The organism is Anabaena sp. EIM26 (assembly GCF_057568715.1).
In genome coordinates this window covers 4,162,664-4,178,068 of record NZ_CM172472.1, presented here as the reverse complement: position 1 = coordinate 4,178,068, position 15,405 = coordinate 4,162,664, and the positions used below count along the sequence as shown (strand labels likewise).

Annotated in this window: 14 protein-coding genes and 2 pseudogenes; 9 read left to right on the top strand and 7 right to left on the bottom strand. The window is 37.7% G+C overall.

What is annotated here, in order from left to right; genetic code table 11:
• Positions 1 to 55: 55 nt before the first annotated feature.
• A complete protein-coding gene (locus tag AC012T_RS18040) occupies positions 56 to 946 on the top strand; it encodes an alpha/beta fold hydrolase (RefSeq protein WP_487060125.1) in 891 nt (296 codons plus the stop codon).
• A gap of 3 nt (positions 947 to 949) precedes the next feature.
• Here AC012T_RS18040 and AC012T_RS18035 read toward each other — a convergent pair whose 3' ends face one another.
• The gene (locus AC012T_RS18035; protein ID WP_487060124.1) at positions 950 to 1,507 is read right to left on the bottom strand and encodes a hypothetical protein; all 558 of its coding nucleotides are present in this window, start codon (positions 1,505 to 1,507) and stop codon (positions 950 to 952) included.
• Complete coding sequence (locus AC012T_RS18030) at positions 1,507 to 2,139, bottom strand: nucleotide-binding protein (RefSeq protein WP_487060123.1); 633 nt, start codon at positions 2,137 to 2,139, stop codon at positions 1,507 to 1,509. Before AC012T_RS18030 ends, AC012T_RS18035 begins: the two co-directional genes overlap by 1 nt.
• A 161-nt stretch (positions 2,140 to 2,300) precedes the next feature.
• Between AC012T_RS18030 and AC012T_RS18025 the strand changes: the two are divergent.
• A pseudogene (locus AC012T_RS18025) lies at positions 2,301 to 2,900 on the top strand (cytochrome P450); the annotation flags it as partial.
• Between the two features lie 132 nt (positions 2,901 to 3,032).
• Here AC012T_RS18025 and ccmS read toward each other — a convergent pair.
• Both ccmS and AC012T_RS18015 read right to left on the bottom strand, forming a co-directional pair.
• Positions 3,033 to 3,464, bottom strand: coding sequence for a beta-carboxysome assembly chaperone CcmS (ccmS, locus tag AC012T_RS18020; RefSeq protein WP_487060122.1), 432 nt, complete (start codon positions 3,462 to 3,464; stop codon positions 3,033 to 3,035).
• A 37-nt stretch (positions 3,465 to 3,501) separates the two neighbouring features.
• Positions 3,502 to 4,866: pseudogene (locus tag AC012T_RS18015) on the bottom strand (ABC transporter ATP-binding protein).
• Between the two features lie 199 nt (positions 4,867 to 5,065).
• On the opposite strand from AC012T_RS18015, the gene AC012T_RS18010 reads away from it, so the two are divergent.
• From AC012T_RS18010 to AC012T_RS18000, 3 genes are all read left to right on the top strand, one after another.
• Complete coding sequence (locus AC012T_RS18010; protein WP_487060121.1) at positions 5,066 to 5,914, top strand: prohibitin family protein; 849 nt, start codon at positions 5,066 to 5,068, stop codon at positions 5,912 to 5,914.
• 80 nt (positions 5,915 to 5,994) lie between these two features.
• Entirely contained in the window at positions 5,995 to 6,411 is a 417-nt protein-coding gene (locus tag AC012T_RS18005) for a DUF1824 family protein (RefSeq protein ID WP_487060120.1), read from the top strand.
• 80 nt (positions 6,412 to 6,491) lie between these two features.
• Positions 6,492 to 8,417: an ABC-F family ATP-binding cassette domain-containing protein gene (locus AC012T_RS18000; RefSeq protein ID WP_487060119.1), complete on the top strand. Its 1,926-nt coding sequence runs from the start codon at positions 6,492 to 6,494 to the stop codon at positions 8,415 to 8,417.
• A gap of 143 nt (positions 8,418 to 8,560) precedes the next feature.
• Here AC012T_RS18000 and AC012T_RS17995 read toward each other — a convergent pair whose 3' ends face one another.
• Both AC012T_RS17995 and AC012T_RS17990 read right to left on the bottom strand, forming a co-directional pair.
• Positions 8,561 to 8,935 (bottom strand): hypothetical protein, encoded by a 375-nt coding sequence (locus AC012T_RS17995; RefSeq protein WP_127052207.1) that lies wholly within the window; start codon positions 8,933 to 8,935, stop codon positions 8,561 to 8,563.
• 360 nt (positions 8,936 to 9,295) lie between these two features.
• On the bottom strand, positions 9,296 to 9,655 hold the full coding sequence (locus AC012T_RS17990) for a hypothetical protein (protein WP_487060118.1): 360 nt from the start codon (positions 9,653 to 9,655) through the stop codon (positions 9,296 to 9,298).
• A 473-nt stretch (positions 9,656 to 10,128) separates the two neighbouring features.
• On the opposite strand from AC012T_RS17990, the gene AC012T_RS17985 reads away from it, so the two are divergent.
• The 3 genes from AC012T_RS17985 (at position 10,129) to AC012T_RS17975 (ending at position 12,233) form a co-directional block, all read left to right on the top strand.
• A complete protein-coding gene (locus tag AC012T_RS17985; protein WP_487060117.1) occupies positions 10,129 to 11,256 on the top strand; it encodes a substrate-binding domain-containing protein in 1,128 nt (375 codons plus the stop codon).
• Positions 11,257 to 11,309: 53 nt separating this feature from the next.
• The gene (locus tag AC012T_RS17980) at positions 11,310 to 11,681 is read left to right on the top strand and encodes a hypothetical protein (protein ID WP_487060116.1); all 372 of its coding nucleotides are present in this window, start codon (positions 11,310 to 11,312) and stop codon (positions 11,679 to 11,681) included.
• A gap of 102 nt (positions 11,682 to 11,783) precedes the next feature.
• Positions 11,784 to 12,233, top strand: a complete 450-nt coding sequence (locus AC012T_RS17975; protein ID WP_487060115.1) for a phosphate-starvation-inducible PsiE family protein — start codon at positions 11,784 to 11,786, stop codon at positions 12,231 to 12,233.
• Between the two features lie 100 nt (positions 12,234 to 12,333).
• Here the strand turns inward: AC012T_RS17975 and modA are convergent, their stop codons facing one another.
• Positions 12,334 to 13,110 carry a molybdate ABC transporter substrate-binding protein gene (gene modA, locus AC012T_RS17970; RefSeq protein WP_487060114.1) on the bottom strand — a complete coding sequence of 259 codons (777 nt, stop codon included), beginning with the start codon at positions 13,108 to 13,110 and terminating at the stop codon, positions 12,334 to 12,336.
• Between the two features lie 408 nt (positions 13,111 to 13,518).
• On the opposite strand from modA, the gene AC012T_RS17965 reads away from it, so the two are divergent.
• Entirely contained in the window at positions 13,519 to 15,186 is a 1,668-nt protein-coding gene (locus AC012T_RS17965; protein ID WP_487060113.1) for an iron uptake porin, read from the top strand.
• Positions 15,187 to 15,405 lie beyond the last annotated feature (219 nt).

Genomic DNA, 15,405 nt, shown 5'->3' with positions numbered 1-15,405 from the left:
GTTTAACATTTGGGAAAATTTTCTTTTTGTCAGTTGTTCAGGTAAACTAATTTTTATGTTTCCAAGTTTTTTACCTGCCGCAGTTGGGCAACTAAGTGAACCTACATCTATCGCTTTGGCTAAAAGTATCCAAAGTCAAGCGATTATTGCTACCTCCGCAAATAATGAATCAATCGCTACTACTTATATACAGCAAGGTAGTGGTGGTATACCGATCCTCTTAATTCACGGTTTTGACAGTTCTATTCTAGAATTTCGGCGGCTGTTACCCTTGTTAGCTGAAGAGAATGAAACTTGGGCAGTGGATTTATTGGGTTTTGGCTTTACAGATAGACTTGCGGGGATTGATTATAGCCCCATAGCCATTAAAACTCATCTTTATTCTTTCTGGAAAACCCTGATCAAGCAACCTGTGATTTTGGTTGGTGCTTCGATGGGTGGTGCTGCGGCAATTGATTTTGCCCTGACGTACCCTGAAGTGGTGCAGAAGTTGGTGTTAATAGATAGTGCGGGGTTGAAAGGCGGTTCAGCTTTAAGTAAATTGATGTTTGCACCGTTGTATTCTTTGGCAGCTGAGTTTTTGCGAAATCCCAAAGTGCGCGATCGCATTTGTCGTACTGCTTACAATAATCCTAGTCTGATTTCTGCGGACGCTTTATGTTGTGGAGAGTTGCATCTAAAAATGCCTAATTGGAACCAGGCGTTGATTGCTTTTACTAAAAGTGGCGGTTACACTGCTTTTAAACTTCAGCAACTTGCACAAATTGGGCAACCAACGCTAATTTTATGGGGCGATAACGATAAAATTTTGGGAACTGGGGATGCGAAAAAGTTTCAAAAAGCAATTCCCGAAAGTCAACTAATTTGGATTCAAGATTGTGGACATATCCCCCACTTAGAAAAACCACAAATTACCGCCCAACATATTTTAGAATTTCGCGGTTAAATTCTAATCATATAACCATGTATTATCTGCAAAATTATCATTTGATTGGTTGGGCATTTCTTGAAGTCTTTCAGAGGATCTGTGTGATTTTTTGGGATTAATGGATAAAGATCTGGAAGTTTCTTTTACAGGTTCTTTGAAAGTTTCTTTGACAGGTTCTTTGACTTTCTTTAATTCATTAATTTCTGCTATTAATTTAGAATTAGATTCGGCTAATTGCAGGGCTGTTTTCTTAGTTTCATGAAGTTCTGTAGTCAAACGTTCTGCCAAAGCCTTCTGTACAGATAAATCTGTTTTGAAATCGCTAATTTGCTCCTTCAGGGAAACTTCTTTTTTCTGTACTTTTTCCAGAGTTGCAGTCAATTCTTTAATTGTAATTTCTAAATCTGCCTTAGTCGGAGTTGTGCGCCTATTAGAAGTTGATGCTGGTTCTTCCTCCATTGGTGCAGAATTCTCTTCTTCAACTTTTTGTGCAGTTACTTCAATTGCTGTGTCACCAACCTGGGGTGTAAATTTTTGTGCTTCTTCTTGTAGTAAGTCAGAAAGATTTTTCTTAGCCATTATTTCCTCCAATCATGCATTAATTCATCAGCCACTCGACGGTAATCAGATTCTGCTTCCCGTGCGTTTCTTCCTCGCCATTGAGTAATTGTTACACCTTCAAGGGCGGCTCTTTCATGCGCTTTATAGGTACGAATAAAAGTATTAAAAACTGGAATACCTAGTTGTAAAAGAGTTTTTTGTGCTTCTAGTGCTTCCCCTGAACTGCGGGTATCCACTTTAGTTAACAGTACCCGATGGGGAGTACCCATAGGGATAACGGCTTGTCTAACTGTCTCAATCAGGACGGCTAAATCCATTGCTGCTGGGGGTGTGGGTAAAACTAGATAATCTGCAATCCCTACTACCGCCGCTAAAGCTTCAGAACGCAATGCTGGAGGCGTATCTACTATGACTAAATCGTAACTTGTAATCTTGGGTAATTCACCTAAAAGTTGTGGATTTGTATCTTGAGCCAAATCAAATCCCATCCCCTGCTGATTTCGTCGAAACCACCAACTAGCAGAACCTTGAAGATCTGCATCTATCAGCAGGACTTTTTTGTTTTGGGCAAAGTTAGCCGCTAAGTTGACTGCGGTAGTCGTTTTACCGACTCCGCCCTTACCATTAAGGATAGCGATGATTTTTGGCACTTTTTACTTCCGATCCAGCCTGATCCCAATTCGGGTTTTTAGATTTTGGATTAAAATTACTAACTATTTCAAGTTGTTATTACATAAATGTACCGCTTTTTGGGGACTTGCAATCTAAAAAAATTGCCCCGGTTAAAATTTAGAATATATAGATCGTGCAAATGACTGTTTTAGTAGCGGGACATGAAACCACAGCTTCCGCGTTAACCTGGGCGTTTTACTGGTTAGACAGACTACCAGAAGTCCAAAAAAAATTACTACAGGAAATAAACTCTTTGGGAGTTAATCCAGAACTCAGTCAAATCGCTAAAATTCCCTATTTAACAGCAGTTTGTCAAGAAACACTGCGAATTTACCCCATTGTGATGGCAGGTTTCGTGCGAGTTGTCAAAACTCCGATTGAGGTTATGGGTTATAAATTACCAGCAGGAACATTTATCATCCCCAGTATTTACTTAGCACATCATCGAGAAGAAGTATATCAGCAACCCAAACAATTTAAACCAGAACGCTTTTTAGAAAGGCAATTTTCACCTTATGAATACTTACCCTTTGGTGGTGGAAATCGTCGTTGTATTGGGTTAGCATTTGCTCAATATGAAATGAAAATAGTATTAGCAACCATTCTTTCAAATTTTCAACTCTCACTATTAAATCAGCGTCCTGTTAATCCTGTGCGTCGGGGTTTAACTTTAGCTGCACCTGGGGGAATGAAAATGATTCCAAGATCAAAGAATACTAATACAACAGTGATACTGTAAAATTTTGGAGACTTTGTGTACAGATAGTAGAATTCAGGAAACAGGCGTAAAACTAGTACATAGACGTTCTAACTTTTAATAATTTTACTTCTAATTTTTTCCATCCCCATAAATCCTCAGCGTCCCTCTGCGTTAAAAGGCATTTATCTGTTCACTCATTCTCTCTTCCAACAATTCCAACAAACTATCTACATCTTTACCCACTTGATCAAAACAAACTTCTGGTTTGGGTTCAGGTGCAAATTGAATTAATTTAACTTCCCCCTTACCAATCCCAATCATAACAACTTCCGTTTCTGGTTTATTATTATCAATAATTCCTAAAAGTTCTTGCAGACGATTTTCAACCCTATCATTTAGTTTTTCTATTTCGACTTGGGGACAATAAACAAAATGAGGCTTTGGTTGTAAATCAATACCAATAGTACCTTGACTATCACCATTTTCTAACCTCAATCCCCAAAACAAAGCTGCTAATTCTTGCTGGTTGGCTTTGACAAATCTATCTAATTGTCGCCGCCATTTGCTATCTTCCGTTTCCGGTTGTGTACTACCAAACATCATAATTAATTCGTAATTCGTAATTCGTAATTGAAGACTTTTATTTTAAACCTGATTGTACACGCCAGAGGCTTGTATAAATACCATTTTTTTCTAAAAGTTGTTCATGGGTTCCCGACTCTACTAATTGTCCGTGTTCCATGACATAAATGCAATCAGCATTGCGGATAGTAGAAAGACGATGTGCGATGGCTATCGTAGTCCGATTGACGGTAATCCGTTCTAGAGAACGCTGAATAGCTGCTTCTGTCTCATTATCCACTGCTGAGGTCGCTTCATCCAAGATCAAAATTGGTGGATCTTTTAACACTGCGCGAGCGATAGCGCAAGCGCTGACTTGTCAGTTCGCAATCCGTTGTCTTTGTCCACCAGATAACTTCTGCCCCCTCTCCCCCACAATTGTCTCATAACCTTGGGGCAACAGCATAATAAAATCATCTGCTTCAGCTACTTTTGCAGCCATGATGATATCTTCATTTTTGGCATCAAATGTGCCATAGGCAATATTTTCAGCTACCGTACCATGAAACAAAAATACATCCTGACTTACCAAACCAATACAACGGCGTAAATCTTGCAAATTTAAATTTTGTAAATTCACACCATCTAGAGAAATTGCCTTAGCATTACTTTGGCGATAAGCATCACTTTCAAATTCTAAACGTTTAGCTTCATAATCTTCAGATGTAAAACTTTTAATAGTAGTAATCCCGCTGAGATTATTCGATAACCTCCCATTCAGCAAACCAACTTTTTCCCGCACTTCAGCATAACGTGGTGCTAGTAATTTCTGAAAAGCTACCGAACCACCTAAAATAAAAGGCATAGGCAACATTGCCATCCATGCCACACTAGGAGCTAAAATAAAAAATGCGCTGCCAATGATAACAATAGTTGTTACTACTTGAATAATATCATTTGCGCCCACATCTAAAAAACGCTCTAATTGGTTAACATCATCACTAAGGATAGACATTAAACCGCCAGTACTACGTTCTTCAAAATAAGCTAATTCCAATTCTTGGAGGTGTTTATATGCATCCAGTCGCAAATTATGTTGAATATTCTGCCCCAAATTTCGCCACAACAATTTGTAGCAATATTCAAAAAATGATTCTAAAATCCAAGTAATCACAGTCAGAATGGACAAAATCAAAAATTGTCCAGAAATCTCTTTTACACCCAACTGAGCAATAATAGAATCCTGCCGCTTAACTACCACATCCACCGCAATACCTACTAATGCTGGTGGTGCTAAGTCAAAAACTTTATTCAGGATAGAAGCACCAATTGCCAGCCAAATTTGCCGACGATACTTATCTCCATAGTCAAACAGGCGTTGGAGTGGATGTACAGAATGTCTCCGCCTTCTTGATTCCCCGTTAGTTTGAAATCCTATAGCCACAGATGTTTACAATTACTTGTAGCTAAAATATTACCATAAAATTAAGTTTATCAGGTTTAAATACTCAGCAATTAAGTACAATAAATTTGGAGTGTGGCTGTAAAAACTCAGTTCAACGCCGCCGACTTTGAAGATATTTGAGTTAAATGTGTTACTTTACTCAAAAATCAGTACTCAAAACTAAGCAGGAGATAAAAAGTTGAACACTAAACAACTAGGGAATTGGCAAACTACCACATTCGGAATTGTATTTGCAATATTAGTACTTTTTGGACTCAATTCTTTTGTGATTATCAACCCTGGACAAGCGGGAGTAATCAGTATCTTAGGTAAAGCAAGAGATGGTGCTTTGCTGGAGGGTATTCACTTAAGACCACCATTTATCTCAGTGATAGATGTGTATGATTTAACGGTACAGAAATTTGAAGTTCCCGCCGAAAGTTCTACTAAGGATTTACAAAATTTATCTGCCAGATTTGCTATTAACTTTCGTCTTGATCCTATCCAAGTAGTTCAGGTCAGAAGGAAACAGGGGACTTTAGAAAACATTGTCTCAAAAATCATTGCTCCCCAAACCCAGGAAGCATTTAAAATTGCAGCAGCGAGAAGAACAGTAGAAGAAGCAATTACCAAAAGAAGCGAATTAAAAGAAGATTTTGATAATGCTTTAGGCGATCGCTTAGATAAATATGGGATAATCGTATTAGATACAAGTGTTGTTGACTTGGCCTTCTCACCAGAATTTGCCAGAGCAGTTGAAGAAAAACAAATAGCGGAACAGCGAGCGCAAAGAGCCGTCTATATAGCACGAGAAGCTGAACAAGAAGCCCAAGCAGACATTAATCGCGCTAAAGGTAGAGCCGAAGCTCAAAGACTCTTAGCAGAAACCCTCAAAGCTCAGGGAGGACAATTAGTTCTGCAAAAAGAAGCTATTGAAGCTTGGAGAAATGGCGGTTCACAAATGCCAAATGTACTTGTGATGGGAGAAGGTTCCCAAGGTAGTATCCCATTTATTTTCAACTTAGGTAAGATGTCAAATCAATCTTGATTTTAATCAAAAATACTAGTAAGGTGGGCTAGTCCCATCTTCCATCCAACAGCAACACCAGAAGCATAATAAACGAATATATGCCTACTCCCCAAGATCCCAACCTGACAATCTCAGAAGCCAAAAAAATCCTCAACAAATTCAACTGTCTAGATATTGCCCCGGTTCTTAAACCATCAGAAAAAGTTTTAACCCGTCAGGCATTAATTTTCATGGCCAGCCTTTCAGACTACCAAATTTTAGGAATTTGTGCTGATACAGCGGAGGAAGGTATTCTGGCAATGAAAACCTATTCTCATGCTTTTCATTATGAAGCACCAAGTAATTTAGAAACACCTGAAGGGCCAGTTTATATCAAATTAAATGGTAAAAATGGAATTTGCTATCTTGATTCTTATTTTGGGCATCATCGAGGAGTATTAGTTTCTTGTCAATCTTATCAAGAAACAGGAATCAACGAGATGTATGGACACTTACCCCTAGATTTATTTGTATAGTATTTATAATAAATCAATTACGACCTAGGGTGGGCATTGCCCACCAACCAACTAACTAAATAACTAATGATTAAAATTTTATGAGTATTATCACTTTACAATCAGTTAAAAAAGATTTTGGTATCAAAGAAGTTTTAAAAGATGCGAGTTTTAGCCTTGATATCACAGATAAAGTAGGTCTAATTGGTACTAATGGTTCTGGTAAATCAACATTATTGAAGATGATTGCCGGACTAGAATCAGTGGATAGCGGTCAAATTTTGGTGAACTCTGGTTCTAAAATTATCTACTTACCCCAACAGCCAAATGTAGATGAAAATCGCACTGTTTTAGAGCAAGTATTTGCTGATAGTGGAGAACAAATGGCTTTAGTAAAGGAGTACGAAGAACTTTCTGATAAATTAGCTCATCATTCAGAAGATAGTCAACTAATGTCTCGCTTCTCTGTGGTAATGCAGAAAATGGACTCAACTGGTGCATGGGAACTAGAAACTAATGCCAAAATCATTCTCACTAAATTAGGAATTGCTGATTTTGATGTTAAAGTTGGCACTTTATCTGGCGGCTATCGCAAGCGGATTGCCCTAGCAACGGCGTTATTAGCAGAACCAGATGTATTGCTCATGGATGAGCCAACAAACCATCTTGATGCACTATCTGTAGAATGGTTACAAACTTATTTAAGTCGCTATCGTGGCGCACTTTTCTTAATTACTCACGACCGCTATTTTCTAGATAGAGTTACGAATAGAATCATTGAAATTGATAGAGGTGATATTTACACTTATTCCGGTAACTATTCCTATTATCTCGAAAAGAAAGCTTTAGCTGAAGAATCTGCTGTCAGCAGTCAACGTAAACATCAAGGTGTATTGCGGCGCGAATTAGAATGGCTCAAACGTGGGCCTAAAGCCAGAAGTACAAAACAAAAAGCTAGAATTGATCGCGCTCATGCACTGCGTGATACTGAGTTTAAACAAGCTCAAGGTAAAGTTGATATTTCTACTGTTAGTCGTCGGATTGGTAAGAAAGTTATTGAACTTAATAACATTACTAAAGCTTACGATGAGCGAATTTTAATTAATAATTTCACCTACGAATTTAGTCCCGAAGACCGCATTGGTATCATTGGTGCTAATGGTGCAGGTAAATCAACTTTAATGAATATCATCACCGGACAAGTTCAGCCAGACTCCGGGACTGTAGAAATTGGTAGTACAATTCACATTGGTTATTTTGACCAACATTCTGAAGAATTACTCACGGAATTAAATGAAAATCAACGGGTAATTGATTACATCAAAGAAGAAGGAGAATTTATTCAGATAGCTGATGGTACAAAAATTACTGCTTCCCAAATGTTAGAAAGGTTTTTGTTTCCTGGAAGTCAGCAATATGCGCCAATTAATAAACTTTCTGGTGGTGAAAAACGACGCTTATTTCTCTTACGCTTGCTGATTAGTGCGCCGAATGTCTTGATTCTAGATGAACCAACTAATGATTTAGATGTACAAACATTAGCGGTATTAGAAGAATATTTAGAAGATTTTTCTGGATGTGTAATTGTAGTTTCCCATGACCGCTATTTTTTAGACCGCACCATAGATACTGTATTTGCACTGGAACCCGGTGGTAATTTCAAGCAATATCCTGGTAACTACTCAGTTTATTTAGATTACAAAAAAGCTGAAGAAGCAGCACAACAAGAAATAGTTAATACTACAGAAAAGCCCAAAAATACCACAGAAGAAAAACCTGCATCTCCAGAAACAGAAACTAAAAAGCGACGCAGATTATCGAATTGGGAAACAAAAGAATTTGCACAGTTAGAAGGTAAAATTGCCAAATTAGAAGATGAAAAAACAGCCGCAGAGAAAGCACTAGTTACTGTTTCTCCTGGCAATTATACCCAAGTCCAAAAGCTTTATGAACAGGTAGAAACACTAAAAAAAGCAATTGATGTAGCGACAGAACGCTGGTTAGAATTAGCGGAAATGGATTCTTAATAGGGACGGTTATCCATACCGCTAAATCGGCAATTTAACATTTCTGAATTATAGCAATTATCGGTCGAGTAAGTTACAAAAACCACTCCCCGTAAGCGAGGAAGGGGCTATGATATACTTCATGTGATTAGGAAACGCTATATTTACGTATTGGGTAACTCTTCTCCTGGCCAAGTTTTGTCTATACTAATTACCCAAGGGATACCATTATTAACTGGTGAACTAATACTAATTTTGGCTTTGTTCGCAAACCTTTTTAATGTTTCGGCTAAGTAGGGAACAGTCGTCATGATATTCTGGTAACTTTCAATATTATGACAAACCATGATTAACATCAAAATACCGCTATTGACTTTGAAATACCAATGGCAACTAGATAATAAAATGCGTACCATACTATTACAAGCTAGGAAAAATCGCTTTTTAGTGACTTCTTCCAGTTGACTAAGCAATAATTCACTTATTTGTGTAGTTTTATAAGAAGGCAAATCATCTGGAGATAGATATGGTTTAGTCATGGGATTTCGTCCTTTTTCAAAAGAACAATAGACTGACGTAATCTGAATAATTCCGCATGATTAATTAGTGAGTTACGTCAGATGTTAAGATTTTCCAAAGTAACAACCGTTCACTCCCATACGAATGTTTATATAATTCGTATGTCTTGCACATCAATTTTCCACATCTTTTCTTAGCAAGTTAGATACAAAACTACATTAAGTTTTGTGGTAATTGCCAATAAATTCAGGACTTACGTAAGATTGACATTTAATATCTTTTGCAGGTACGGTGTGTCAGATCTATAAATTGGTTATTATCAATAGATTTTCGACATCTGACGCACCCTACTAATATTCCAGTTGTGTCAGTTCTGATATTTAAGAACTGTATTCTTGTGTTTCTGTGGTAATCCAAAGAAGTTCTAACCACAAATGAGGATAAGCTATTTTTAGCTTTGATAAAGGATCACGCAGTAATTTGGTAGCATTTAAACAAACAACTTCAGCTAGTCCTAAATATTTTGCAACTTCTCTGAGTAAATCTTTTTCAGCTACTAGAGATACAAAAATTTCATGAGGACAGTAAATGCCAAAATACTGCACAGGAGAAACACAAGAACGCATTAAGCAAGGAGTTATTACTTTCACATAACAGTGTCGTAGTAATTCCCATACTCGCGGGTGCATTTCTTCGATAATGGTGTTAAAGTTATCGGCTAATTTTTCTTCAGTAATCATAATTCTCTCCATGACTGGTGCCTAATAGTGCAACCAGGATAAAGAACTTTTTCAGTTCTACAAACCATCAATTGTTGAAAATCTTTTCATTTGCACCTGAAAACTCTTCGTTGTTAACGGTGCGTTATAGAAATCATCAAAACTGAATTTTCTGGGGAAAACTGTATTTTTTACTACTATTTACCAAATTAATTGGTAAACATGAAGATTTTTAGCCAACTTTAAATCTTGAAAAGCTTTTATTTAAAGGAATTACAGCTATTACCAACCAATAAAAATTTATTGCTTCGCAAAATATTTTGCGAGTCGCAAGCAAATTAGCAAAATGTTGTGATATTCTTTGGGTATGGGGAATCAAGAGAGCGAAAGCACAAAAATAATCCAAAGATAAATGATATAGATTAACGGTGCTTTTGCCTTGGCAGATTTTAGTTAAATCCGCTACGGCTTTGAGAAACTAAGAAATAAAGCTAATGAAGCAGGATAGTAGCCTCCGTAATAACTTGAAGTCAATCAGAACCCGTTTAGCCATGAGTCAACAAGACTTGGCAAATCTAGCTGGTGTAACTCGTCAAACTATTAGCGGTGTGGAGTCGGGACAATATGCACCCTCGGTTGAGATTACACTGCGTCTGGCTAAAGCATTGGGCTGTCAAGTTGAGCATCTATTCTGGTTAGAGCGAGATTTACCGGAAATTGAAGCCGTTCTTGCCAAATCTGTTGTTGATGTACAACAACTAAGAGTTAGTCTAGCGCGGGTAGGAGGTCAATGGATAGCTTATCCTTTGATTGGTAAAGATGCCTTTCGTCAAGATATGATTCCGGCTGATGGAGAAGGACAAATGAATACAGGTAAACTGCGTGTCCGACTCCTCGACGATAATATGGACTCTCTTTATAATACCGTCGTTATCGCTGGATGTTCTCCTGTGATTTCGCTGTGGGCTAGAGCTACTGAACGTTGGCATCCCCAACTGCGAGTACAATATAACTTCGCTAATAGTATGGCTGCATTACACAGTTTATGCAGAGGTGAAGCTCACATTGCTGGAATGCACCTATATGATTCAAAAACGGGAGAGTATAATACTCCCTTTGTTCGGGATGCTTTGGCTGGAAGAAAAGCTGTTCTGATTACTCTGGGAGTTTGGGAGGAGGGTTTGATGGTGCAATCTGGTAATCCCAAGGGAATCAGCACTTTAAGCGATTTAGTGGCAATGGATGCAGCTATTGTAAACCGAGAAGTGGGTTCTGGAAGTCGGTTGCTTTTAGAACAAACTTTAGAAAAGGAAGAAGTTCCTTTCCATGCTCTCCAAGGCTTTGATCGGATTATTACTAGTCACCAGGATGTTGCTCAAGCGATCGCTTCTGGATTTGTGGATGCAGGTATTAGTACGGCATCTGTAGCGGCAGCTTTTGGGTTAGGATTTATCCCTCTACGTCAATCAAGATACGATTTAGTAATTCTCAAAGAATATCTGGAAGAAGCACCAGTACAGCAATTACTCAGTACTTTGGGACATCAACTGGTTCACTCCCAATTAGAAATTCTCGGTGGCTATGATATCAGTAAAATTGGGGAAGTCGTAGCAACAGTTTAGTTTGATTTGTGCCAGCAAGGTGAATTTATACTTCAACCTTTATCTCTTCAGTCATGAATAAAGATTCTCTTTCTCCAGACGATTTACCACCCTCTCAGGTGACATATGTTGATGAAATGTTACTCAGAAATTTAGATGCAGTTATTGGTAAGCATTTTTATACTAATTGTGGTCGGATTCTCCAAGTTTTGTTATCCAATTGTCAATGGTGCATCAAGACCAATTCCCGTGCGTTAAATTTAATTATTGTTTATCCTGATCGAGAAATGTATTGGCATATTTTCAACGCTATTCCTGACATAGCCAAAAAGTTAAAGTATTTTTCCCAAGGATCAATTATTCGTTTATGTCCTCCTATTAACAAAGGCACACCTTGGGAAATCAGTGTGCATGAAATATCTGCTTATAAAGGTTGGTTTAAATAATTTTATTAATGCTCTAGATAAACAATGTAATTTTAAATTTTGACTTAATATTATTTATTGACTCACATAAAAATAAATACACATAAATATCCTGGAGAAATTATGCCAAAACGCATTCTTATAGAAGTAAATAGTTGGTTTCAACGAGATAGAATTGTCCGTAATTTAGAAATCTTTCAAGATATTATTGTTATTTCTTTATGTGTAAGCTTATTTTGTGTGATGTTAATCAGATTAGGAGATATGTTTTTCTCTTTTTTGCATCCACTGGATTTACGGCAAGTCACATCTGATATTTTGTTTATCTTGATACTTGTTGAATTATTTAGACTGTTGGTTGATTATATCCAAGAACATAGTATATCTGTAGGTGCCGCAGTAGAAATTACTATTGTTTCTGCTTTGCGAGAGATAATTTTACGAGGTGTGCTAGAAATTCCCCGTGACCAAATTTTTGGAATTTCTTTATTCTTATTAGTATTAGCAGGAATTTTTATCGCTATTCCTTGGATATCTAAATCATTTGGACATATTAAAATTAGCGAAGATTAAGGATTGTATGCTTAAATTAATCTTGTTTACTTCTATTCCTGCATGATTGATAAATGCAGGAATATTTAACTTGTGAAAAAACTTTGATGTTTAGCTATGATTAAGGCAGAATAAATCCATATTTTTTGAATATAGATTTAACTTGATCGCTAGATAAAAATTGGGAAAAATTCTTAGCTGCATCAACATTTTTACTACGTTTAAGGACTGCTAAAGGATAAATAATTGCAGAGTGATATTTTTCGTCAGCAGCAACTACAACTTTTACGTTTTTGGAAATTTTTGCGTCAGTAGTATAAACTAAACCTGCGTCAGCGTTTCCAGTTTCTACAGATGCTAGAACTTGGCGTACATTATTAGCATAAACAAGTTTTGACTTGACTTGTGACCAGAGGTTCAACTTTTCCAAAACTTGTTGTGCATATTGTCCAGCAGGTACGCTTCTAGGTTCACCAATAGCTATTTTTTTAACTTTTGCATCTTTAAGATTGTAAAAGCTGGTTACACCTGAAGAATTAACTGGTACAACCAACACAAGACGGTTTTTAGCGATGATGGTACGAGTACCAGAAATTAAAAGATTTTTTTGCTTTAAAGCATCTACTTGTCTTTTCGCAGCAGAGATAAATATATCCGCAGGGGCCCCTTGCTCAATTTGTTGTTGCAAAGCACCAGAACTACCAAAGTTATAATTAATGTTGATGTTTGGCTGACTTTGTTGGTATATGGGCTGAATTTCTTTTAGTACATCTTGGAGACTTGCAGCAGCAGATACCAGCAAGTTTGTTTTGGATTGTGCTACTACAGGGGCTGAAATCAGGCTTGGTAAGCCAATTGTTATTAATACTGTAGTCAATGCTGTCACAATTGATAGCATGAACCATCTTCTTTTCACTGAAAAAAGGTTGTTTGAGAACTTTTGTTTCATGAGAATTGATACTCAGTAGAGTCTTTGTAATGTTACCAGATATTTACCGTGTAAGTTGGTAAATACTTGCATATCTACATTCTAAAAAGTGTATGGTAGAATACAGTTTATTTTTAGTGCTGGGTATAAAGTAATTTTTACCAACTTAGTTGGCAAATAAGTTTTGTCCAATTTTGCACCTGTTATTGTTATGTCAATGTGGCAAATAACCGTAATTTATATGTCACATTGTATCCATTGTTAATGATAAATAATTCAGTATTTATCACAAGAAACAGTATGAATTGATATTTAAGTTGGTATAACAATTTTACCAACCAATTTGGTAAATATCTTTGATTTTGAGGTGTGAGGTGTATGTCTAGTCTTTTACAGAATTCTTTTTGGATAACGACTTTTCTGGTGCTGGGGAATACAATGAGTGTAATAGCACAAGTCTCCACTCCAGACACAGAAAATACTTTAGAGCAGGTAACATCTGTTTCTCAACTTGCAGATGTGCAACCGACAGATTGGGCTTTTCAGGCTTTGCAATCTCTAGTTGAGAGATATGGTTGTATTTCTGGCTACCCAAATGGTAGTTTCCGAGGCAATCGAGCCATGACTCGCTATGAATTCACCGCTGGTCTAAACGCTTGTTTGAACAGGGTTCGGGAATTGATTGCCTCAAGTACGACTGATCTGGTGAAGAAGGAAGATTTAGAAACCCTGCAAAAACTGCAACAGGAGTTTGCAGATGGATTAGTAGAATTACGGGGACGGGTAGATGGCTTAGAAAGTCGGACTGCTGTACTAGAAACTGAACAATTTTCTACGACTACCAAATTGAGTGGTGATGCAATTTTCTCACTAGGGAGTGTGTTTGGTGGAGATAGACCACTGAACTCAGACCAATGGAGAACAACACCAACTCCAACACGCAGCAGTCTACAAGATAATACGATTTTTTCTGACCGTGTGCGCCTCATCTTTGATAGCAGTTTTACTGGTAAAGACCGCTTACGACTAATATTAAAAGCTAACAATACTATCGCCTTCAACGGTGCTGTTTCTGGTACACAAATGACCCGTTTAGGGTGGGACACAACAGTTAGTGCTGATAACACAGTGGAAGTTGGCAAATTATTCTACAACTTCCCAGTTGGTGATAAACTCAACGTGACTGTAGATGCAATTGGCGGTTCATTTTTTGACAACTTTAATACTGTCAACTCTTTGTTTTCAGCAGCTACAACTGGTTCTGTATCGCGTTTTGGTCGCTTTGCACCTATTTACCGTGCCAGTAACACTGGTCTAGCTAGTGGTAGAGGTTCTGGAGTCAGTGCTGTTTTTAAGTTGAGTGACAAAATTAGTTTATCTGGTGGTTATTTAGCCAGAAATGCTAATGATCCTGATGAAAGTCGCGGTTTGTTTGACGGTACTTATGGCGCTTTAGGACAATTAGCTTTCCAACCCAGTCAAAATCTAACTTTAGCTTTAGCTTATGCTCATTCTTACTTTAGCGGTGCTGTAGCTGGAGATGTGAGTGTTTCTGGTGCTGAGGGTAGTGCTTTTGCTAATAGTCCCTTTGGTGGTGGTGTTTCTACTTCCGCCAATCATTACGGGTTACAAGCCAGCTATCGTTTCCACCCTCAATTTACACTAGCTGGTTGGGTCGGGTATACTCAAGCAACTGCTGAAAATGCTTCTGGTACTAACGTTAACCGGGGGGATAACGCTGACATCTGGAACTGGGCTGTAACTTTAGGTTTTCCCGATTTAGGTAAAAAAGGGAATTTGGCAGGTATTATTTTTGGTCAACCACCAAAAGTTACGAGTAATGATTTTGGCCTAGCAGTTCCCACTTCTACGAGTCCTCGTCGGTTAGATAGTGATACTTCCTACCATCTAGAAGCACTATATCGTTATCAAGTTAATAGCAATATCTCCATTACTCCTGGCTTAGTTGTGATTTTCAACCCAGAACACAACAGCAATAATGACACCATTTATACAGGAGTTATTCGTACTACATTCCGGTTCTAAAGTGAGTACCGAGTATTGAGTACCGAGTACCGAGTGGTTAACTTGGTGTTCTAGTCCTATCTTCCCTACACCTTTTTTAAGTCATAGGATTTACGCAAGTGTCACACTAAACATCTATTTTATGGTGCATCAGATGTCAAATATCTGTTTATTTGCAGGATTCATAAAGTCTGACGCACCCTACTGATATGCCAGTTGCGTAAGTCCTGCTTTTCAAAA

What these genes read in the sequence shown, in the direction of transcription:
- AC012T_RS18040 (WP_487060125.1), top strand. Translation starts at nt 56, where the DNA reads ATGTTTCCAAGTTTTTTACCTGCCGCAGTTGGGCAACTAAGTGAACCT.
- AC012T_RS18035 (WP_487060124.1), bottom strand. Translation starts at nt 1,507, where the DNA reads ATGGCTAAGAAAAATCTTTCTGACTTACTACAAGAAGAAGCACAAAAA.
- ccmS (WP_487060122.1), bottom strand. Translation starts at nt 3,464, where the DNA reads ATGATGTTTGGTAGTACACAACCGGAAACGGAAGATAGCAAATGGCGG.
- AC012T_RS18005 (WP_487060120.1), top strand. Translation starts at nt 5,995, where the DNA reads ATGCCTACTCCCCAAGATCCCAACCTGACAATCTCAGAAGCCAAAAAA.
- AC012T_RS18000 (WP_487060119.1), top strand. Translation starts at nt 6,492, where the DNA reads ATGAGTATTATCACTTTACAATCAGTTAAAAAAGATTTTGGTATCAAA.
- AC012T_RS17995 (WP_127052207.1), bottom strand. Translation starts at nt 8,935, where the DNA reads ATGACTAAACCATATCTATCTCCAGATGATTTGCCTTCTTATAAAACT.
- AC012T_RS17990 (WP_487060118.1), bottom strand. Translation starts at nt 9,655, where the DNA reads ATGATTACTGAAGAAAAATTAGCCGATAACTTTAACACCATTATCGAA.
- AC012T_RS17985 (WP_487060117.1), top strand. Translation starts at nt 10,129, where the DNA reads ATGAAGCAGGATAGTAGCCTCCGTAATAACTTGAAGTCAATCAGAACC.
- AC012T_RS17980 (WP_487060116.1), top strand. Translation starts at nt 11,310, where the DNA reads ATGAATAAAGATTCTCTTTCTCCAGACGATTTACCACCCTCTCAGGTG.
- AC012T_RS17975 (WP_487060115.1), top strand. Translation starts at nt 11,784, where the DNA reads ATGCCAAAACGCATTCTTATAGAAGTAAATAGTTGGTTTCAACGAGAT.
- modA (WP_487060114.1), bottom strand. Translation starts at nt 13,110, where the DNA reads ATGCTATCAATTGTGACAGCATTGACTACAGTATTAATAACAATTGGC.
- AC012T_RS17965 (WP_487060113.1), top strand. Translation starts at nt 13,519, where the DNA reads ATGTCTAGTCTTTTACAGAATTCTTTTTGGATAACGACTTTTCTGGTG.